Source organism: Brevundimonas sp. NPDC055311 (assembly GCF_053645695.1).
Map to the genome: position 1 here is coordinate 203,675 of NZ_JBSHMV010000004.1, position 18,900 is coordinate 222,574.

General features: G+C 68.7%; 20 protein-coding genes and 1 tRNA gene. 8 read left to right on the top strand and 13 right to left on the bottom strand.

The window, feature by feature from the left end; all coding sequences use genetic code 11:
• Window positions 1-16: 16 nt before the first annotated feature.
• From ACWIDZ_RS14390 to ACWIDZ_RS14400, 3 genes are read right to left on the bottom strand one after another with little or no spacing between them, the layout of a single operon-like run.
• Window positions 17-571, bottom strand: a complete 555-nt coding sequence (locus tag ACWIDZ_RS14390) for an RNA polymerase sigma factor (protein WP_453989662.1) — start codon at window positions 569-571, stop codon at window positions 17-19.
• A gap of 7 nt (window positions 572-578) precedes the next feature.
• Window positions 579-1,019 (bottom strand): Spy/CpxP family protein refolding chaperone, encoded by a 441-nt coding sequence (locus ACWIDZ_RS14395; protein ID WP_312218236.1) that lies wholly within the window; start codon window positions 1,017-1,019, stop codon window positions 579-581.
• Window positions 1,016-1,294: a hypothetical protein gene (locus ACWIDZ_RS14400; RefSeq protein WP_453989661.1), complete on the bottom strand. Its 279-nt coding sequence runs from the start codon at window positions 1,292-1,294 to the stop codon at window positions 1,016-1,018. The genes ACWIDZ_RS14395 and ACWIDZ_RS14400 overlap by 4 nt, the downstream gene beginning before the upstream one ends.
• A gap of 141 nt (window positions 1,295-1,435) precedes the next feature.
• On the opposite strand from ACWIDZ_RS14400, the gene ACWIDZ_RS14405 reads away from it, so the two are divergent.
• Window positions 1,436-2,170 (top strand): PepSY domain-containing protein, encoded by a 735-nt coding sequence (locus tag ACWIDZ_RS14405; protein ID WP_453989660.1) that lies wholly within the window; start codon window positions 1,436-1,438, stop codon window positions 2,168-2,170.
• Between the two features lie 10 nt (window positions 2,171-2,180).
• Here ACWIDZ_RS14405 and copD read toward each other — a convergent pair whose 3' ends face one another.
• Complete coding sequence (gene copD, locus ACWIDZ_RS14410) at window positions 2,181-3,086, bottom strand: copper homeostasis membrane protein CopD (RefSeq protein WP_453989659.1); 906 nt, start codon at window positions 3,084-3,086, stop codon at window positions 2,181-2,183.
• Window position 3,087: 1 nt separating this feature from the next.
• Window positions 3,088-3,471: a copper homeostasis periplasmic binding protein CopC gene (copC, locus tag ACWIDZ_RS14415; protein WP_453989658.1), complete on the bottom strand. Its 384-nt coding sequence runs from the start codon at window positions 3,469-3,471 to the stop codon at window positions 3,088-3,090.
• A gap of 277 nt (window positions 3,472-3,748) precedes the next feature.
• Here copC and ACWIDZ_RS14420 point away from each other — a divergent pair, with 277 nt between their 5' ends.
• The gene (locus ACWIDZ_RS14420; RefSeq protein WP_453989657.1) at window positions 3,749-4,738 is read left to right on the top strand and encodes a cation diffusion facilitator family transporter; all 990 of its coding nucleotides are present in this window, start codon (window positions 3,749-3,751) and stop codon (window positions 4,736-4,738) included.
• A 60-nt stretch (window positions 4,739-4,798) separates the two neighbouring features.
• Here ACWIDZ_RS14420 and ACWIDZ_RS14425 read toward each other — a convergent pair whose 3' ends face one another.
• From ACWIDZ_RS14425 to cpdR, 5 genes are all read right to left on the bottom strand, one after another.
• The gene (locus ACWIDZ_RS14425) at window positions 4,799-8,188 is read right to left on the bottom strand and encodes an error-prone DNA polymerase (RefSeq protein WP_453989656.1); all 3,390 of its coding nucleotides are present in this window, start codon (window positions 8,186-8,188) and stop codon (window positions 4,799-4,801) included.
• Window positions 8,185-9,744 (bottom strand): Y-family DNA polymerase, encoded by a 1,560-nt coding sequence (locus ACWIDZ_RS14430; protein WP_453989655.1) that lies wholly within the window; start codon window positions 9,742-9,744, stop codon window positions 8,185-8,187. The genes ACWIDZ_RS14425 and ACWIDZ_RS14430 overlap by 4 nt, the downstream gene beginning before the upstream one ends.
• Window positions 9,635-10,423: an ImuA family protein gene (locus ACWIDZ_RS14435; protein WP_453989654.1), complete on the bottom strand. Its 789-nt coding sequence runs from the start codon at window positions 10,421-10,423 to the stop codon at window positions 9,635-9,637. Before ACWIDZ_RS14435 ends, ACWIDZ_RS14430 begins: the two co-directional genes overlap by 110 nt.
• Window positions 10,424-10,690: 267 nt before the next feature.
• Window positions 10,691-10,765, bottom strand: a tRNA-Val gene (locus tag ACWIDZ_RS14440).
• A gap of 115 nt (window positions 10,766-10,880) precedes the next feature.
• Window positions 10,881-11,237 carry a cell cycle two-component system response regulator CpdR gene (gene cpdR, locus ACWIDZ_RS14445; RefSeq protein ID WP_003166166.1) on the bottom strand — a complete coding sequence of 119 codons (357 nt, stop codon included), beginning with the start codon at window positions 11,235-11,237 and terminating at the stop codon, window positions 10,881-10,883.
• Window positions 11,238-11,366: 129 nt separating this feature from the next.
• Here cpdR and ACWIDZ_RS14450 point away from each other — a divergent pair, with 129 nt between their 5' ends.
• The gene (locus ACWIDZ_RS14450; RefSeq protein ID WP_453989653.1) at window positions 11,367-12,188 is read left to right on the top strand and encodes an N-formylglutamate amidohydrolase; all 822 of its coding nucleotides are present in this window, start codon (window positions 11,367-11,369) and stop codon (window positions 12,186-12,188) included.
• A 236-nt stretch (window positions 12,189-12,424) separates the two neighbouring features.
• Here the strand turns inward: ACWIDZ_RS14450 and ACWIDZ_RS14455 are convergent, their stop codons facing one another.
• On the bottom strand, window positions 12,425-13,111 hold the full coding sequence (locus ACWIDZ_RS14455; protein ID WP_291779066.1) for a DUF599 domain-containing protein: 687 nt from the start codon (window positions 13,109-13,111) through the stop codon (window positions 12,425-12,427).
• A 126-nt stretch (window positions 13,112-13,237) separates the two neighbouring features.
• Here ACWIDZ_RS14455 and ppa point away from each other — a divergent pair, with 126 nt between their 5' ends.
• On the top strand, window positions 13,238-13,795 hold the full coding sequence (ppa, locus tag ACWIDZ_RS14460; RefSeq protein ID WP_291779068.1) for an inorganic diphosphatase: 558 nt from the start codon (window positions 13,238-13,240) through the stop codon (window positions 13,793-13,795).
• A gap of 112 nt (window positions 13,796-13,907) precedes the next feature.
• Here the strand turns inward: ppa and ACWIDZ_RS14465 are convergent, their stop codons facing one another.
• Both ACWIDZ_RS14465 and ACWIDZ_RS14470 read right to left on the bottom strand, forming a co-directional pair.
• Window positions 13,908-14,582: a bifunctional 4-hydroxy-2-oxoglutarate aldolase/2-dehydro-3-deoxy-phosphogluconate aldolase gene (locus ACWIDZ_RS14465; protein WP_453989652.1), complete on the bottom strand. Its 675-nt coding sequence runs from the start codon at window positions 14,580-14,582 to the stop codon at window positions 13,908-13,910.
• A gap of 89 nt (window positions 14,583-14,671) precedes the next feature.
• Window positions 14,672-15,514, bottom strand: a complete 843-nt coding sequence (locus ACWIDZ_RS14470; protein WP_312219854.1) for an alpha/beta hydrolase — start codon at window positions 15,512-15,514, stop codon at window positions 14,672-14,674.
• A gap of 50 nt (window positions 15,515-15,564) precedes the next feature.
• Here ACWIDZ_RS14470 and ACWIDZ_RS14475 point away from each other — a divergent pair, with 50 nt between their 5' ends.
• The 4 genes from ACWIDZ_RS14475 to ACWIDZ_RS14490 form a co-directional block, all read left to right on the top strand.
• On the top strand, window positions 15,565-15,822 hold the full coding sequence (locus tag ACWIDZ_RS14475; RefSeq protein ID WP_343831832.1) for an Lrp/AsnC ligand binding domain-containing protein: 258 nt from the start codon (window positions 15,565-15,567) through the stop codon (window positions 15,820-15,822).
• 63 nt (window positions 15,823-15,885) lie between these two features.
• On the top strand, window positions 15,886-17,070 hold the full coding sequence (locus ACWIDZ_RS14480; protein WP_453989651.1) for an acyl-CoA dehydrogenase family protein: 1,185 nt from the start codon (window positions 15,886-15,888) through the stop codon (window positions 17,068-17,070).
• Window positions 17,071-17,074: 4 nt separating this feature from the next.
• Window positions 17,075-18,193: an acyl-CoA dehydrogenase family protein gene (locus ACWIDZ_RS14485; RefSeq protein WP_453989650.1), complete on the top strand. Its 1,119-nt coding sequence runs from the start codon at window positions 17,075-17,077 to the stop codon at window positions 18,191-18,193.
• 90 nt (window positions 18,194-18,283) lie between these two features.
• Window positions 18,284-18,900: homogentisate 1,2-dioxygenase (locus ACWIDZ_RS14490; protein ID WP_453989649.1), on the top strand; the 617-nt coding region annotated here is incomplete at its 3' end.

The window sequence follows — 18,900 nt, forward strand, 5'->3', positions numbered from 1 at the left end:
CGTCGCAGGTCCGACCTCAGCGTAAAAGCCGCAGATTCAACTTCTGCCGGGCGCGGGCGATGCGGGTTTCCACCGTCTTGGGCGTGACGCCCAGCACCTCGGCGATCTCGGCGTGGCTGCGACCCTCCAGCGAAGCCAGCAGCAGGGGCGCCTTGAGGTGGTCGGGCAGGTCGGCCAGGGCGCGGTCCATCGCGGCCATGCGGCGGAGGTCGTCCAGCCGGGTTTCGGCTTCCGGCGCATCCTCGCCCACAGCCATGGCTTCAGGCGTGTCGAGGCCCATAACGCCGCGCACGATGCGGCGCACCGCGCGCTTGCGACCCCAGTCGCGGCATTTGTTAACGGCGATCGAGCGCAGCCAGGTCGCGAACGGTCGGGTCGGGTCGTAGCGTCGGATGGCCAGCCAGGCGGAGACATAGGCCTCCTGCAGCAGGTCGTGAGCCTCGTCCGCATCGCCGACATAGCGTCGAACGAAGCGATGCAGGTCGCCGCTGGTCGCGGCCATCAGGCGGGAGAAGGCCTGGCGGTCCCCGCGCGCGGCGCGCGCCTCGTCTGTGTCGTCGTCGGCCGCCACCTCGGCCTTACCGAGGCTCTTGCGTAAGAGCGCCGGCGATTTCCTTGTCGAAGACGCGGGCCTGTTCCGGCGTTAGGACCGCGCGCATCTCGAACACATGGGCGATGGTGGCCTTCTGCAAGGCGCCCATGGCGTCGTGGAAATGGTCGACCGCGGCGCGGACCTCGGGGCTGTCGCCCTGGCTGGCGGCGATCGCGTTGGCCAGTTCGCGATTGGCGGCGCGGACGTCGGCCTCCAGCTTTTCGCGTCGTTCGGCGAAGCCGGCCTCGATCTGGTCCAGGCGGGCGTCCTGGTCCGCAGTCAGCTCGAGCTTCCGGTGAACGATCTCGTGCAGGCCGGGGGTCTCATGCTGCCTCATCATCCAGCCTGCGCCCAGCCAGGCGCCGCCGGCGCTGGCCAGGGCGGCCAGGACGACCGTCAGGGCGATCGACTTCCAGTTGGTCGTCATCCGCCGACCTCGAAGCTGGTCATCGGCGACAGCCCCGCCGAGACGCTGAAGACGTGAATGTCCGAGGGACGCGGCTTGAACGCCTGTCCCAGGACGCCGCCGTTGGTCACGCCGACCAGCAGGGCGACAGCCATGACCGCCAGCCGCACCTGACCAGCGCTGCGCTGCGCCTGGTGCTCCTCGATCCGGCGCCAGACGCGCCCCTCCAGATCAGCCAGTCGGGCGTCGTCGCCGGGAAGCGGTCTCGTCAGCATCCGCTCGATGTCGTCGGTCATTGCAAAATCCTCGCGGCCTCAACGGAGAATACGCGGCCTGTCGCTGTTTCCCTTGAAAGCGCATGAGGGCGCGCGCGTCGATAGGCGTATAGGTTTCATTCGGCCGTTGCGGCCGCGGCGCCTTGAGCTTGAGGGGAAGCGATGAAGGTTCTGCGTTACTCGACCCAGATTCACAAATGGGTGGGCCTGGTGGTGGGCCTGCAGGTGCTGTTCTGGGTCGGAGGCGGCCTGGTCATGACCGCGATCCCGATCGAAACGGTGCGCAGCGAGCACCGGCTGAAGGCGTCGACGCCCGCCGCCCTGCCGCTGGAGAAAATTCTTCGGTTGGCTGAGGTTTCGCGTCTTTCCGAGGTGACGCCGGTGCGGGCCGAACTGAAGATGACGCAGCGCGGCCCCGCCTGGATCATGACGCCGGTCGAGGGCGCGCCCGTTACCCTGGACGCCGAGACCGGCCGGCCTTTCGCGGGGATGAGGGCGGACGAAGCCTCGGCCCTGGCCGCCGCAGCCTATCGTGGCGAAGCGGCGCCCAGGTCGGCCGTCCTGCTGGATCAGGCGCCGAAGGAAACCGGCCGCGACGGGCCGATCTGGCGTGTGGACTTCGATGATGCGGAACGCACGGCCTTCTATCTGTCGCCGCAGACGGGGGAGGTGGTCACGCGGCGCTCGGCGGTCTGGCGCTTCTATGACTTCTTCTGGCGGCTCCACATCCTCGACTTCAAGGACGGCGACAACTTCAACCATCCGTTGCTGGTCGGCCTGACCGTGCTGACGCTCAGCATGGTGGTGACGGGCTTCATCCTGTTGTGGATCCGGTTGGCGCGCGACCTGAAGACGGCGGGGGCGGTGCGGGCGGCCCGTCGCAAGGCCGCCCTCTAGGAAGACGTCGTTACAGCGCCGCTGGGGGCGGCAGGGTGCCCATGACGGCGATTACGGCCAGGATCGTCAGGGCCAGGACGAATTCGACCGCCAGGCTCCTTTTCAGGTGCGGCAAGGCCTGGCCGGCGTCCCTGGCCATCAGGGGCGCCAGGCGGAAGCGGTGAGCCGCCGCCAGGGCGACCATCAGGCCGAACAGCACCAGCTTGATCATCAGAAGGACGCCATAGGGGCTGTCGCCCAGGCTGAGCGCCCTGGACAGGCCGACCAGATAGGCGCTGTTGATCAGGCCGGTCACGACCAGGGCGCCGACGGCCGCCGCGCCGACCCCGGCGAAGCCGGTCAGGCTGCGCGCCACGCCCGCGTCCCAGGCGGCGTCGCCCGACGGCCGACGCAGGATCAGGACGGCGAAGGCGGCCAGGGCGCCGATCCAGACCGAGGCGGCGACAGCGTGAACGATGTCCGAGATCAGATGCACCGCATGGCCTGATCCTTCGGTCGCCGCGCCGTGGCCGGTCCAGGCGAAGCTGGCCGAGATGATGACGCCCAGCAGCGTCAGCCCGCCCCACATCAGACGACCCGGTCGCAGCAGCAGGGCGGCCGCCAGCGCCAGAACGGCGGCCAGCGTCCGCACGACCATGGCCTTGCCCAGTCCCATGCCGGTGATCATGAAGCTCAGCGAGGCGGGTTTGACGGCCTCGCTCAACGACCCGGCCATCATGGCGGTCTGAGCCAGCAAGGCGGCGGGCGCGGCCAGCGTCAGCGCGGCCGCCGCCCAGATCAGGGCGGGGCGCGGCCAGCGCAGATTCAGCGGCCCGATCGCTCGCGCGCTGTAGAGCATGAAGGCGGGCAGGCCGAGCAGCAATGCGCCGGCGGCGTATTGCACGCCGCGCAGGATGACGATCCAGACCTCGATCATCTCAGCGGACGACGAAGTCGTAGCTGCCGGTCATGCGGTGGCCGTCAACGGAGGCGATGCGCCAGTTGACGACATAGGCGCCGGCGGCCAGCGGACGCGCCAGCGCGCCGGTAATGGTCTTGCCGTCTTGGCTGACCTCGGTGCGGATCGTCGCCTTCGTCCCGGCGGCGTTGACCACGTCGAAGCTGGAAAAGGCCGGGGCCACACGCTCGCTGAAGGTCAGGGTCACCGTGCGCGGCGATGCGACGGTCGACTTGGCGGCGGGCGTGACGCTGACCAGGCGGGCGTGCGCCTGAGCCGCGATAGGGGTCAGGACGGCAGAAGCCAGGGCGACGGCGACGGCGACGGCCAGGCTGGGGTAGGCGAGGGGGCGAAGGAAGGGCATGACAGGCTCCGGTTCAGAAGGGGGCTCAGTCAAACTACGCAGCGATACGGGGCGTCCCTCGCGAAGCCGCCTGGAGGTCAGCCTGAACCGGCGGCGCGGGGGAACTCCTTTCCGCGACGCGCGCTGCTCCCGGGAAGGAGGTCGCCGTGGCTCAAATTCCCTCGCCCGCGCACCCGGATGGCGACATCGGCCTCCTGAAGGCGGCGCCGGAGGCGTTCGACCTGATGCTTGGGCCTTCCCCGATGGAGAGCGGCGCTCACGGCGGGCCCGACCGCCGGTGAGCCGGGCGAGCGACAGGCCGGAGAGGCCGGGCGAGACCCATCCCCTCAAGGAGAACATCGTCCTCCTCGGCGCGCTGGCCGCCAATCTCGGCATCGCCGTCGCCAAGTTCGTCGCCTCGGCGATCAGCGGCTCCTCCTCCATGCTGACCGAGGGCGTGCATTCGCTCGTCGACAGCGGCAATCAGATCCTGTTGCTCTACGGCCAGCATCGCGCGAAGCGCCCTGCGGATGGGCTTCACCCCTTCGGCTACGGACGCGAGCTCTATTTCTGGGCCTTCGTTGTCGCCATCCTGATCTTCGCCGTGGGCGCCGGCGTGTCCATCTATGAAGGCTGGCTCCACATTCGAGATCCGGAGCCACTGGGCGATCCGCGTATCAACTATGTGGTTCTCGCGGTGGCGGCCCTGCTCGAGGGCGGCTCCTGGGCCATCGCCGTGAAAGCGTTCAACGCCAAGCGGCAGGGGGCCGGCTGGTGGCGCGCGGTGCGACGCTCCAAGGATCCGGCGGGGTTCATCGTCCTGTTCGAGGACAGCGCCGCCCTTCTCGGCCTCGCCATCGCGGCGCTGGGCGTATGGACGAGCCATGCCCTGGGCGAGCCGCGCATCGACGGCATCGCCTCGATCGCCATCGGCCTGATCCTCGCCCTGGTCGCCGCCCTCTTGGCCCGCGAGGCCAAAGGGCTGCTGATCGGGGAAAGCGCCGACCCGGAACTGGTCGGCGGCATCTGGGCCGCCGTAGAGCGAAGCCCCGGCGTGGCGGCGGTGAACCATGTGCGCACCATCCATACCTCGCCGGACGCGGTGTTCGTCGCGGTCAGCGCGGATTTCGAGGACGGCCTGGCGATGGGGGAGGCCGAGACCCTGATCGAGGCGCTCGAAACCGAATTGAAGCAGCGGTATCCGCAGCTCACCTCGATCTATATCCGGCCTGAAAAGGCGGAACTGGCGCTGCGGCAGGCGCCGCCCACGGCCGCCCGGGTCGGCTAGAGGCTTGGGAACGGCGAGGCTAGGGTCTTGATGTCCGGTTGGCAGGCCCGCTTCCGGCGCCTAGTGGAAATCCCGCGATCCCGGCAGGATGCGGACGTCCCGCGGATGCCGGTGCGACGGGCGTCGCGGCGGTTGCGGGTTAGCGACGACATCGGCGCGGGCGAGCTGGATGTCGGTCTCATGGTTCTCTGACAGGCGGGACAGCTCGGCGCTGCGGTCGATGACGTGGCGGGCGACGACGTGGATCACGCCTTCGGGACTTTTCTCGACGACGCCTTCGATCTGCATCAGGCGGGCGCCCATGACCTCGCGCCGGAACTGGTCCAGCATCCGCGCCCACAGGATCACGTTGGTGATGCCGGTCTCGTCCTCCAGGGTCACGAAGACGGCGTTCCCCTTGCCCGGCCGCTGACGCACCAGGACCACGCCGGCGACCCGCACGAGGGAGCCGCCGCGCTTGGCTTCGGCGGCCGCGCAGGTCAGCACCCGGTCGGCGGCGAAGACGGGACGCAGGATGGCCATGGGGTGGGCCTTCAGCGACAGGCGCGCGGTCTGATAGTCGGCGGCGACGTGCTCGCCCAGCGGCATCGTGGGCAGACGAGCGTCGGGCTCGGCGCCCAGTTCGCGCGCGCCCCGTTCGCGCGCCTCGGCGGCGGCGAACAGGGGCAGGGGATCGTCGTCGGGCAGGCGGCGCACCGCCCACAGGGCCGCGCGACGGTCCTGGCCCAGGGAGCGGAAGGCGTCGGCGTCGGCCAGCTTGCGCATGGCGGCGGCGGGCAGTTCGGCGCGCCGGGCCAGAGTTTCGACATCGGCGAAGGGCGCCTCGGCTCGCGCCGTCGACAGGGCCTTGGCCCAGTCCTCTTTGAAGCCGTCGATCTGGCGCAGGCCCAGACGCAGGATGGGCGCCTTCTCAGGCCCCTCCAGACTGTTGTCCCAGTCGCTGTGGGAGACGTCGATGGGGCGCACCTCGACCCCGCCGACCTCCTGCGCCTCGCGCACGATCTGTGCGGGGGCGTAGAAGCCCATGGGCTGGCTGTTCAGTAAGGCGCAGGCGAAGGCCGCCGGGTGGCGGTGCTTGATCCATGACGAGACATAGACCAGCCGCGCGAAACTGGCGGCATGGCTTTCAGGAAAGCCGTAGGAGCCGAAGCCCTTGATCTGTTCGAAACAGCGCTGGGCGAAGGCCGGGTCATAGCCGCGTTCGACCATCCGTCCGACCATGCGCGTCTCATAGGTGTGAAGGCTGCCGTCGCCCCGGAAAGTGCCCATGGCCTTGCGCAGGCCGTTGGCCTCGCCGTCGCTGAACTCGGCGGCGACGATGGCCAGCTTCATCGCCTGTTCCTGAAACAGGGGCACGCCAAGGGTCTTGTGCAGCACCTGTTCCAGTTCGTCGGGCGGGCCGTGATCGGGGGAGGGCGAAGAATAGACGACCTCCTCCTCCTTGTTGCGCCGACGCAGATAGGGATGGACCATGTCGCCCTGGATCGGGCCAGGCCGCACGATGGCGACCTGAATGACGAGGTCGTAAAGACAGCGAGGCTTCAGCCGGGGCAGCATGTTGATCTGGGCACGGCTCTCGACCTGGAAGACGCCGATGGACTGGCCTCGACACAGCATGTCGTAGACAGCAGAATCTTCGCGCGGAAGCGTATGTAGCTCCCAATCCTTCTTCTCATGCGCGCGGATCAGGTCGAAGGCCTTGCGGATGCAGGTCAACATGCCGAGCGCCAGGACATCGACCTTCATCAGGCCTAGGGCGTCGATGTCGTCCTTGTCCCATTCGATGAAAGTCCGGTCCGGCATGGCGGCGTTGCCGATGGGGACCATCTCGTCCAGATGGTCCTGGGTCAGGACGAAGCCCCCGACATGCTGGCTGAGGTGCCGGGGGAAGTTCAGCAGACGTGAGGCCATATCGACCGCGCGGGCGATCATGGGGTTGGCTGCATCCAGTCCTGCCTGAATGACGTGGCGATCGCCGATCTCGGTCCCCCAACTGCCCCAGTGGCTGGAGGCCAGGCGAGCGGTGACGTCTTCGGTCAGGCCTAGCGCCTTGCCGACCTCGCGGATGGCGCTGCGGGGGCGGAAGTGGATGACGGTGGCGGCGATGCCGGCGCGATCGCGGCCATAGCGTTCGTAGATATGCTGGATGATCTCTTCGCGCCGCTCATGCTCGAAATCCACATCGATGTCGGGCGGTTCGTTTCGATCCTCGGAGAGGAAGCGCTCGAACAGCAGGTCGGATTCCATCGGGTCCACCGAGGTGATGCCCAGGACGTAGCAGACCGCCGAGTTCGCCGCCGAGCCTCGTCCCTGGCACAGGATGCGCTTGTCTCGCGCCACGCGGACGATGTCGAAGATGGTCAGGAAGTAGGGGGCTATCTTCTTGCGGGCGATGAAGGCCAGTTCCTTGTCCAGCAAGACCCGAACCTTGTCGGGAACGCCGTCGGGATAGCGCATGGCGGCATGACGGTCGGTCAGGTTCTCCAACCAGGCTTGGGGATTCCAGCCCGGCGGGACCGGCTCTTCCGGGTATTGGTAGCTGAGTTCGGACAGGTCGAAGCTTGCCCGCGACAGGAAGGCGGTCGTCTCGGTCATCGCCTCGGGCGCGTCTTTGAACAGCCTCGCCATTTCATCTTCGGGCTTCAGCCAGCGCTCGGCGTTGGCTTCCAGCCGGCGGCCGGCGGTTTCGATGGTCGCGCCTTCGCGGATGCAGGTCAGGATGTCCTGCAGGTCGCGGTCGTCGGGAGCGGCGTAGAGGACGTCGTTGAGCGCCAGCAGGGGAACGCCCGCTCGCTCCGCCATGGCCTTGAGCCGGGCCAGCCGGCGCCGGTCGTCGCCGCGCCTGTGCAGGGCGGCGCCCAGCCAGACCGCGCCCGGCGCCGCCGCGCTCATGCGGGTCAGCGCCTCTTCCAGCCCCGTCAGCCGGTCCGGCGGGACGAGGATCAGTAGCAGGCCTTCGGGATCGGCCAGCAGGTCGCGCAGGCCGATCTCGCACTCGCCCTTCCTGGCCCGTCTGTTGCCCAGGGTCAGCAGGCGCGTCAGCCGGCCCCAGCCCGCCCGCGTCTCCGGATAGGCGATGACGTCGGGAGCCCCGTCGTTGAAGACCAGCCGCGCCCCGGTCAGCAGGCGGAAGTCCGCCGCGCGGCGCTTCACCTCTTCGGACAGGGCCGGATCGTTCAGCGGGGCCTCGATGAAGGCGATCTCGCCGGGACTGCCGCCGTCGCGCATCCTGTCCGGCGGGGCCAGACCCTCAACGCGAATCTCCTTCAGCGCGCTCCAGGCCCGCACCACGCCCGCTACAGTGTTGCGATCGGCCAGCCCCAGACCGGCATGGCCGCGCTGGATCGCTGTCAGCACCAGGTCCTTGGGATGCGAGGCACCGCGCAGGAAGGAGAAGTTGCTGGCCGTCGCCAGTTCGGCGTAGGCGCCGCAAGGGTCGAGCCTCCTCACGCGAACAGGCCGTGGATGAACCAGCGCGGCTCGAGCGTCTCGCCATAAAGGCCCTGGCGGAACAGCCAGAAGCGACGGCCGTCCCGGTCTTCGACCCGGTAATAGTCGCGGGTGCGCTGGTTCGGGGCACGCCACCATTCGCCGCTGATCCGCTCGGGCCCCTCGGCGCGGGTCACCTCGTGCAGGACGCGGCGCCAGCGGAACTTCAGCGGATAGCCGTCGGGAACCTCGGCGAGGGTTTCGACCGGCTGGGGCGGGTCGAACATCTGCAGCGGCCGCAAGGGCGGATCGTCGGGATCAAGGTCGGGCCAGGGCTCGTCGCCACGATGGGCGGCGGCTGGGACTAGCCGCGCGGCGCGTTCGGGAATGTGCGAGGCGAAGGGCTTGAAGCGTAGCACGGCCTCGGGTCCCAGGCGCGCGGTCAGCCGGTCGACCAGACGGCTGAAGGCCTCTTCGCCGGGCGTCTCGCGTTCCAGCCCCTGCTGGGTCGGCGCCAAAGCCTGAGTCCAGGGCACGGACATCCGCATCTGATCGAAGCCGAAGCCGGGGTCCAGCGGGGCGGCCAGGGCCGCCATCCGCTCACGGAACAGCCGCAGGGTCGCGGGAGCGTCGCGGGTCGGACGGCCGGTGCGGACGACGATGCGGCGGGTCGCGCCGTCCACGCGATAGAAGCCGGCCTCGAAGGCGCGGCCGCCCAGGTCGGTCTGATCCAGCCGGTCCATGGTCTCGATTAGCAGGTCGGACAGGACCCGCTCTACGTCCTCGGGCGCCGAGATCGGCTCGAAGAAGACGCGGTCGACGATCACGGGCGCAGGCGGGCGATGCGGGGTGATGCGCATGTCCTCGTCGCCCAGAACCCGCGCCAGTCGGGTCGGGAAGTCGGCGCCGAAGCGGGCGGCCAGGGGCGCGCGGGGCCGGTCGTCCAGGTCGCCCAGCCGCTTCAGGCCCAGACGGCGCAGGGCCTCGTCCTCCTTGTCCGAAAGCTCCAGGGCGGCGACCGGCAGGCGGCGCGCAGCGGCGCGGTCCTGGCCGGGCTCGAACCGGCCGCCGGGGCTGAAGCGGGCCAGGGCGCGCGCGACCTGGGGCGTGCCGGCCAGGGCGCACCGGATTTTGAGACCGGCGCGTTCGGCCCGCGCCTGGACCGTCCGCATCAGGCCTGTCTCTCCGCCGAACAGGTGGGCGCAGCCGGTCACGTCCAGCATCAGGCCGTGCGGCGGGTCCAGCGCGATCATGGGGGTGAAGCGACCGAAATCCTCCAGCACCCGCGTCAGCAGGGCGTCGTCGAGGTCCGCTCGATGGGCGACGACGCGCAGGGCGGGGGTCCGCGCCCGCGCATCGGCCAGGGCCAGGCCGGGGGTCAGTCCCGCCCGCGCCGCCGCCGGATCGACGGCCGTCAGCCTCAGCGCGCCCTTGATCTTCTCGGCCAGGACGACGGGCGGCGCATCCTCAGGCGGCGCGCCGTCCCGCTGCTCCTGGCGTCGCAGCCGGTCGCTGGGCAGCCAGGGGAACCAGACCGCCAGATAGCGGCGCGGGCGGGCGGAAGGTTCGCTGTTCACGATCCCACTCCATGATCCAGGTTCCGGTCGCCCCGCCGCCGCGCCGCCGCAGCAGGGTCGCCGAAAAAGACGGCCGCCCCGGCGCTCCGCCTTCCAGAGGTTCTGACGCGCAGGACGCCACCGACCAGCGGGTCTCGGCCGCGCTGGGACAGGGCAGGGCGCTCGCCCGCGCCAGGAACAGGGTCGCGCCGCCCGTCTCGGCCGCCAGAGCCAGTCGGCGGCTGGCCGTCAGGCTGAAGGCCCTGGCCTCGCCCCAGGCGCTCAACAGCACGGCGCCCACGGCGGGACTGCGCAGGGCTTCTTCGCCGACGGCCAACAGGGTCTGCACGTCGCGTGTCCGCACCAGCAGCAGGTCGCGCGGCGCCAGGCCCATCTCATGCAGGCCCGGACCGTGGGGCCGTCCCGCCTCCTGGGCCATCATCTCATGCAGGCCCCAGACGATGGGCCGCCCCGCCGCCGCCCGCAGCGCCATCCCCAGCCCGAAGGCGTTGACCGCCACCGCGTCGGCAGGGGCGACGGCGTAGAGATCATGCAGAACGCCCGTGGCCAACGGTGCAAATGCGTCGTCGCTTCCCGCGCGCACGCCCGCGTCGACGCGACGACCGCCCGCCCGATCCAGGGCCTCCAGGCGAGTCTTCAGCGCCGCCAGAGCGTCAGGCTGAGAATGAATGTTCCGCATATGTTCTTATATGCGCCCTGACCCCGGGAGGGAGTCAAGCGGGGCGGCGGCCCATGCTTCATTTTGATTTCAGACGGCCTATGACCTAGGTCGTTCCCGAAGGGCTGACCGCAGCCTAGAAGCAGGCATCGCCAACCGTCGCAAAGAGTCAAATGAAGACCAGCCCACAAGTTGGCTGGGCGCTCATGACGCAACGAGATGATCGTCAGACGGACGTGAAAGGGCGGCCAACCAACGACGCAGTATCTCTAAGTCTTTGAAAGAGAATGGTGGACGCGACAGGGATTGAACCTGTGACCCCTACGATGTCAACGTAGTGCTCTCCCGCTGAGCTACGCGTCCGCCTGTTCTGCGGCCCCTCGGCGTGTGCGCCGGTGGGCGGGAAGGCGGCGTCTATAACCCGCCGTTTGCGGGGGCTGCAAGGGGCTTTGACGCCTTTGTTCGACTTTTCTTTCGGTTAGGCCGCGATCATGCGTTCGACCTCGTTCACCAGGTCGCGCAGGTGGACGGGTTTGGACAGGACCTTGGCCTGGGGCGAGGCTTGGGCGGCGCTGAGGGCGACCGCCGCGAAGCCGGTGATGAACATGATGCGCAGGCCCGGCTGGCGGGCGGCGGCGACGCGGGCGACCTCGATGCCGTCGGCGCCCGGCATGACGATGTCGGTCAGCAGCAGGTCGTAGGGACCCTGGTCCAGCGCGTCGATGGCGTCGTCGCCGTTTTCGCAGGCCACGACCTCATGGTCGGCCCGCTCCAGGGCGCGGGTCAGGAAGCCGCGAAGAGAATTGTCGTCTTCGGCCAGAAGAATGCGCGCCATGATCGAATCGAAACCGTTGGGAAATTGGCGGCCAGCCTAGGCCCTGCGGAGTAAACCGGCGGTGAAGACGAAGGCGGGCGCAATGGCTTCGGGCGCGCCTTTCGCGACAAAGCAGGCTATGGCCAAGGCATGGATGCGCATCAGCCGCCCTTCTGGATCGTTCCGGCCGAGACCGGGCGGGCGACGCCTCTGGTGTTCGCCTCGCCGCACTCGGGCGACCTCTATCCCGAGGACATGCAGGCGGCGGCCTCGATGCGCGCGGTCCGCAGCGCCGAGGACGCGGCCGTCGATCAGTTGATCGACGGCGGTCCGGCAGAAGGCGCGGCCCTGATCGCGGCGCGGATCGGTCGAGCCTACGTCGATCTGAACCGGGCGCCGGACGAGTGGGATCCGGCGTTGATCACGGACGCCGTCGCGCCGCGCTCCAGCGCCAAGGCTCAGGCGGGGTACGGCGTGGTGGCGCGATTGGCGGGGGACGGCACGCCGCTCTACGATCGACGGCTGACGTGGGGCGAGGCCGAGGCGAGGGTGGCGCGGGTCCATGCGCCCTATCATGCGGCCTTGCATGAGATGATGGAGACGGCGCGGTCGCGGTTCGGACGAGCGGTGCTGATCGACTGGCACTCCATGCCGGCGCGGGCGACGAACGGGGCGGTGGACGTGGTGCTGGGCGATCGGCACGGGACCAGTTGCGAGGCGTTGCTGACGCGGCGGCTGCGGCGGCTGTTCGAGGCGCAGGGGCTGACGGTCGGCCTGAACCGGCCCTATGCGGGCGGCTATGCGACCCAGCGCTGGGGGCGGCCGGACGAGGGCTTTCAGGCGATCCAGGTGGAGCTGAGCCGGGGCCTGTACTGGGATGAGGCGGCCTGGGCGCCCTCGCCGGGCTGGACGCGATGTCGCTCGGCCTTGCGGCGGGTCATCGCCGGCCTGTGCGCGGACCAGAGCGCCTGACGACCGCGAACGAGGCAAAAAAAGAGCCGCGCCAAACGGCGCGGCTTTGGAAAGTCTATAGGGAGGAAACGCCCAGGAAGGGCAAGACGCTCGAAAGCGTCGAAAAACAAGTTAGTTTGCAGCGCACAAAAATACAAGCGCCGAGTCAATCTTATACAATCACGGGGTGTTACGAAGTCTGACGTCGCCTCTCGGCGGCGCGGGGCGGCGATGGCGATTTCGCATATGCGAGATAATCATCCGCGTTCAAGCAGACGGCGGGCCTGGCGAATGGCGCTGGCGGCGGGCGAGGCCAGCTGACGCCAGGCCAGAAGGGCGAAGACCGACACCGCGCCCAGCATCAGCCACAGCGGCCCGAACAACCAAGCGGCGGCGGCCAGGGCGAAATAATAGCCGCGAACGCCCTGGTTGAAATTGGTCAGTGCGGGGTTCAGCAACCGCCCCACGGCGCGGCCATAGGCGACGCGATCGGCCTCTTCGTGGATTTCCGGCGCGGCGCCGATCAGGGCCAGGGTGTAGTTCAGCTGGCGCAAGGCCCAGATGAAGTCGAGGAAACCGCGCGCCAGGCAGACCAGGACCAGGGCCAGCTTGGCCTCCATCAGGCGCGGAGCGACGGGCTCGGCCCCGACGGCGGCGAAACCGCGCATCGCCGCCTCGCCCCCGAACAGCACGCCGGCCACGGCGGCGATCAGCAGCAGATTGGTCGAGGCGAAGAAGGAGGCCGAGTTGATCGAATGGCCCATCAACTGGCTGTCGATCAGCCGCATTTCACGATGAGTCATGGCGCGCATCCAGGCGTCGCGCACCGACAGCATGTCCATGTTGAGCGAGCCGCTGCGCCGCGCCACCAGGCGGATCAGCGGGCCATAGCCCAGCCAGGCGACGACGAAGACGAACAGGGCGATCCAATCGAACAGACTCATGTCTGGATTGACGCCACGTCAGCCGCCGCAAGGCAAGCGTGATCGCCGCGACGCTTGCCGTAAAGCCGCGCAAAGCTTATCACGCGCGTCAATTCTCCCCGTTCGCACCTGCAATAAGAGCGTACCATGAACATCGACGCCATCCCGGTCGGCCCTAACGCGCCGTGGGACATCAACGTCATCATCGAGATTCCGCAGGGCGGACTGCCGGTGAAGTATGAGATGGACAAGGAGTCGGGCGCCCTGTTCGTCGACCGCTTCCTGCACACCGCCATGTACTATCCGGGCAACTACGGCTTCGTGCCGCACACCCTGTCGGACGACGGCGATCCCTGCGACGTGATCGTGCTGAACCCGACGCCGGTGGTGCCCGGCTGCGTCATCCGTTCGCGCCCGATCGGCGTGCTGAAGATGGTCGATGAAGCCGGCGGCGACGAAAAGATCCTGGCTGTGCCGGTCGACAAGCTGAACCCCTACTACACCGAGGTCTCCAGCTACCGTCAGCTGCCCGCCATCCTGATCGAGCAGATCGAGCACTTCTTCACCCGCTATAAGGATCTGGAGAAGGGCAAGTCGGTCAAGGTCAACGGCTGGGGCGACGCCGGCGAAGCCGCCGAACTGATCGCGGCGGGCATGAAGGCTCACCAGGCCAAGCTGGCCGCCAAGGCCGACGCCGCCGCCTGAGGCGAGCCTGTCGCTGAACAGAAGAAAGACCCCGTCGGGCGAGCCGGCGGGGTCTTTTTTGTGCGTTGCCGCTCGTCCCATTGAGCGCCGTTTCTGAAGGGGAGGGAGAGGGTCAGCCCTTCGCCCGGAACGCCGCGATCGCCTCGACAGTCTGGCGCACCTTGGCCTCGATGCCGGCCCAGTCGCGCGCCTGGATCGCGGCCTCGGTGATCAGCTTGGAGCCCATGCCGGTCGCCACGATGCCGGCCCCGAACCATTTGGCGATGGAGGCTTCGTCCGGGTCGACGCCGCCCGTCGGCATGATCTTGCTCCAGGGCATGGGGCCCAGAACCGCCTTGACGAAGTCCGGCCCGCCGACGGAGGCGCCGGGGAACAGTTTGACGATCTCGCAGCCCAGCTCCTGCGCCTCGGAGATGTCGCGCACCGAGCCGCAGCCGGGCGAATAGGCCACCTGTCGCCGATTGCAGACCCTGGCGACGTCGGGAACCAGGCAGGGGCTGATGACGAAGCGCGCGGCCGAGGCCAGGTAGAGGGCCGCCGTCGGCGCATCCAGGATCGAGCCCACGCCCATGATGATGTCGGGATCCGTGCGGCTGAATTCCTTGGACAGGGCGGTGAAGGTCTCCCAGGCGAAGTCGCCGCGGTTGGTGAACTCGATCGCCTTGGCGCCGCCGCGGGCGCAGGCCCGGATCACCTCGGCGCAGACCTCCTGGTCGGGGTGATAGAAGACCGGCACCACGCCCTGGGTTTCAAGGGCGGTCAGCACGCTGAGGCGGTCGTGGCGCATGGAGGTCTCCTTCAAGATCCGAGGCCCGCAGATCGGCGCGCGACGCCCCTGACGTCAAGGGTAACCGGGATCAATCCTGGTAAGCGCCGCTATTCGGCGGTCGCCAGCTCCACCAGCCGCTTCACCATGGCGCTGTCGGGATCGGCCAGCGGGTCCAGGACGGTGAAGTGGTCGGCGCCCTCTACGATCTCGACGCGGGTATCGGCGCCCTTGCCGCCCCAGGCGGCGGCCATCTCGCGGCTCTGGCGCACAAACTCATTGCTCTCGTCGCCGCCGACCCAGCAGTCGAGCGCCGTGCCGCCGGGCGTCGAGCCGTTCGGCGCGGGCCAGTGAATGGGCGACAGCGCGCGCGCGATCGGCGCGTCCAGTCCCAGGGCTTCATTCAGCGAGGTGTGGACCAGCGGCTCCAGATCGAACACGCCCGAGATCGCCAGCGCCGCCCGCGCTCGGCCCTCGGACAGCATGCCCGCCGCCATATGGCCGCCGACCGAATGGCCGAAGACCAGCGGCCGCTTGCCGGTGCGGGCGCGCACCGCCTCCGTCGCCTCGCGCATCTGGCTGATGATCTTGCCGACCGAGACGCCGGGCGCGAGATCATATCCCGGCACGGCGACGCTGATTCCATGCTCCAGCAGGGCGGGCGCGACCCAGGCGAACCAGCCCCGATCCAGAGACTGCCAATAGCCGCCGTGCATGAAGACGGCGACCGGCGCGCCGGACCCGGCGTCGAACCACTCCATCTTCTGCCGCTCGGACGGGCCGTATTCGATCGTCTCGGGCCGGCGGGCGTCGATCACCCGCAGCGAGTCCTTGCGCCAGCGATCCAGGATAGCGGGGTGCCCCGGCACGCGGGCGCGGTTGTTATAGGCCGCCTCATAGGCCGCGGCCCGTTCCATCGTCAGCGTCGCCTCGGGCGACAAAGCCTTACCCATGTCGTCTCCATCCGCTAGAGACCTCCACTTGAACGGGAGGCTTGAAGGCCATGATGACCGCCATTTTCGTCTTCATCAAATGCGAGTTGGGCCATGCCCACGATGTTGCGGCCGATCTGGTCGACAATGTCGAGAATGTGAGCGAGGTCTATTCGACCTCGGGCCAGCACGACCTGCTGGCCAAGTTCCAACTGCACCGGGACGCCGACATCGGCGCCTTCGTCACCAAGCAGGTGCAGACGCGTCCGCACATCCGCGACACCTTCACCGTCATCACCTTCTCGCCCTTCATGCCCACCAAGAAGTAGGTTCCGTTTCCAAAAAGGACCGGCTAGCGTCCTCTCCAAGCAAGAACGCGAGGGAGGGCGGCCATGGCCGATCTGGAGACGTTCCGCGCCGAGACGCGCGCCTGGCTGGAGGCGAACTGCCCGCCTGAATGTCGCGGCGCCGCGCCGGGCGAGGCCGAGATGGTCTGGGGCGGCCGCAACGCCGTCTTCCCGACTCCTGCGCACAAGGTCTGGCTGGACCGCATGGCCGAGCGCGGCTGGACCGCGCCGGAATGGCCGCGCGAATACGGCGGTGGCGGGCTGAACCGCGAGGAGGCCAAGGTGCTGGCGTCGGAGATGCGCCGCATCAAGGCGCGGCCGCCGCTCTACAGCTTCGGCGTCTGGATGCTGGGCCCGGCGCTTCTGGCCTTCGGGACCGAGGAACAGAAGCAGCGCTTCCTGCCGCCCATCGTGCGCGGCGAAATCCGCTGGTGTCAGGGCTATTCCGAGCCGGGCGCAGGCTCCGACCTCGCCTCCGTCCAGACCCGCGCCGTGGATCAGGGCGACCACTGGATCGTCAACGGCCAGAAGATCTGGACGTCCTACGCCGACAAGGCCGACTGGATCTTCTGCCTGGTCCGCACCGATCCCGAGGCGCCCAAGCATCTGGGCATCAGCTTCGTCCTGTTCGACATGGCGACGCCGGGCGTGACGACGCGGCCCATCACCCTGATCAGCGGCAAGTCGCCCTTCTGCGAGACCTTCTTCGACGACGTGCGTGTGGAGAAGGAGAACCTGATCGGCACGCTGAATCGCGGCTGGGACGTGGCCAAGGCCCTGCTGGCGCATGAGCGGACCATGATCGGCGCCATGGGCGATACCGGGGTCGGCCGACCGCTGGGTCAGGTCGCGGCTGATCATCTGGGGCTGGACGAGGCCGGGCGGCTGGATGAGCCGCTGCTGCGCGCCCGCATCGCCGACTACGACATCGACGCCGCCGCCTTCCGTCTGGCGATGGAGCGGGCAGGCGATCAGATGAAGGCGAAACAGGCCCATCCGGCCATCGCCTCCATGCTCAAATACTACGGCTCAGAACTGAACAAACGCCGCCACGAACTGGCCATGGCGGCGGGCGGATCGGACGCGCTGGAATGGGAGGGCGAGCGCTCGAACGACGGCCAGGCCGCCCGCGACTGGCTGCGCACCAAGGCCAACTCGATCGAAGGCGGGACCAGCGAAGTCCAGCTGAACATCATCGCCAAACACCTGCTGCAACTACCGGGAGCCTGAGCCCATGCCCCTGATCCTGACCGAAGAGCAGACCCTGCTTCAGGACGCCGCCGACGGCTTCCTCAACGAAAACGCGCCCATCGCCCATCTGCGCCAACTGCGCGACAGCCGCGACGCTGACGGCGTCTCACGCGACCTGTGGCGGGCGTTCGGCGAGATGGGCTTTTCCGGCGTCGTCATTCCTGAGGAAGACGGCGGCTCGGGCCTCGGCGCCGTCGAGGCGGGCGTCATCGCTGAAAGTCTGGGTCGCACCCTGACGCCGTCGCCCTTCATGGGCTCGTCCGTGCTGGCGGTGACGGTTCTGAAGGCGGCTGGGTCAGAGACGCAGAAGCAATGGCTGGGCCGGATCGCGGCGGGCGAGGCCATCCTCAGTCTCGCCGTCGACGAAGGGCCCAAACACGCCCCGGCGAAGATCGCTGCGCGCGCCGAACGCTCCGGCAACGGCTTCAAGCTGAACGGCGCCAAGGGCTTCGTGTTGGACGGCCACATCGCCGACGCCCTGATCGTCGCGGCGCAGACCGAAGACGGCCTGACCCTGTTCCTGATCGATCGGGCGACGCCGGGCGTCTCGGTCGAGCGCACCGTCATGGTCGACGCCCACAACGCCGCCCGCGTGACCTTGAGCGAGGTTCAGGTCGACGCCGACGCTGTCATCGGCGCGGTGGGCGAAGGGCAGGGGCCGCTGGACGCCGCCCTGACGCTGGGCCGCGCCTGCGCCGCTTCGTCGCTGGTCGGGGCGGGGGATCAGGCGTTCAGGACGACGCTGGATTACCTGAAAACCCGCAAGCAGTTCGGCAGGCTGATCGGCGAGTTCCAGGCCCTGCAGCACCGCGCCGCCCACCTGTTCACCGAACTGGAGCTGGCCAAGGCGGCCACGCTGGCCGCGCTTCAGGCCATCGACGCGGGCCGTCCCGACGCCGAACAGGCCGCCGGAATCGCCAAGGCCAAGGCGGGCCGCGTCGCCGAACTGGCGGTGCAGGAGGCGGTCCAGATGCATGGCGGCGTCGGCATGACGGACGAGTTCGATGTCGGCCTGTTCATGAAGCGCGTCCGCGTCCTGAACGAACTTCTCGGCGACGCCCATTTCCACGCTGAACGCCTGGCCAGGATGCAAGGATTCTGACGATTTCCGTTTGATCCAGGGCAAAGCCGTGCGGCTCGGGGTGACGGTTTCGCGGCGATCGCTTACATCTCCCGGCAAGGGAGAAACGACATGACGCGATCCAACGCGCCCGCCTATCAGAGCGGTTTCGCCAATCATTTCGCGACGGAGGCGGTGGACGGCGCCCTGCCGGTGGGTCGCAACTCGCCGCAGCGTCCGGCGCTGGGCCTCTATGCCGAACAGCTGTCGGGCACGGCCTTCACCGCCCCGCGCGACCATAATCTGAGAAGCTGGCTCTATCGCCTGCGGCCGTCGGCCCAGCACGGACCCTATCAGCCGTTCGCGCAGGGGAGGGTGCGCTCCGGTCCCTTCACCGAGACGCCGCCCAATCCCAACCGGATGCGCTGGGACCCGCTGCCCATGCCGGACCAGCCGACCGACTGGGTCGAGGGGCTGACCACCTATGGCGGCAACGGCGACGCCGATTCCGGGACGGGGGTGGGCGTCCACCTCTATGTCGCCAACCGTTCGATGGTGGACCGGGTCTTCTATTCGGCCGACGGCGAGCTGCTGATCGTGCCGCAGCAGGGGGCGCAGCGCTTCGTCACCGAGATGGGCGTGATCGAGGTCGCACCGGGCCACGTGGTCGTCATCCCGCGCGGCGTGCGTTTCCGCGTCGAGGTCGACGGTGAGGTTCGCGGCTATGTCTGCGAGAACTACGGCGCGCC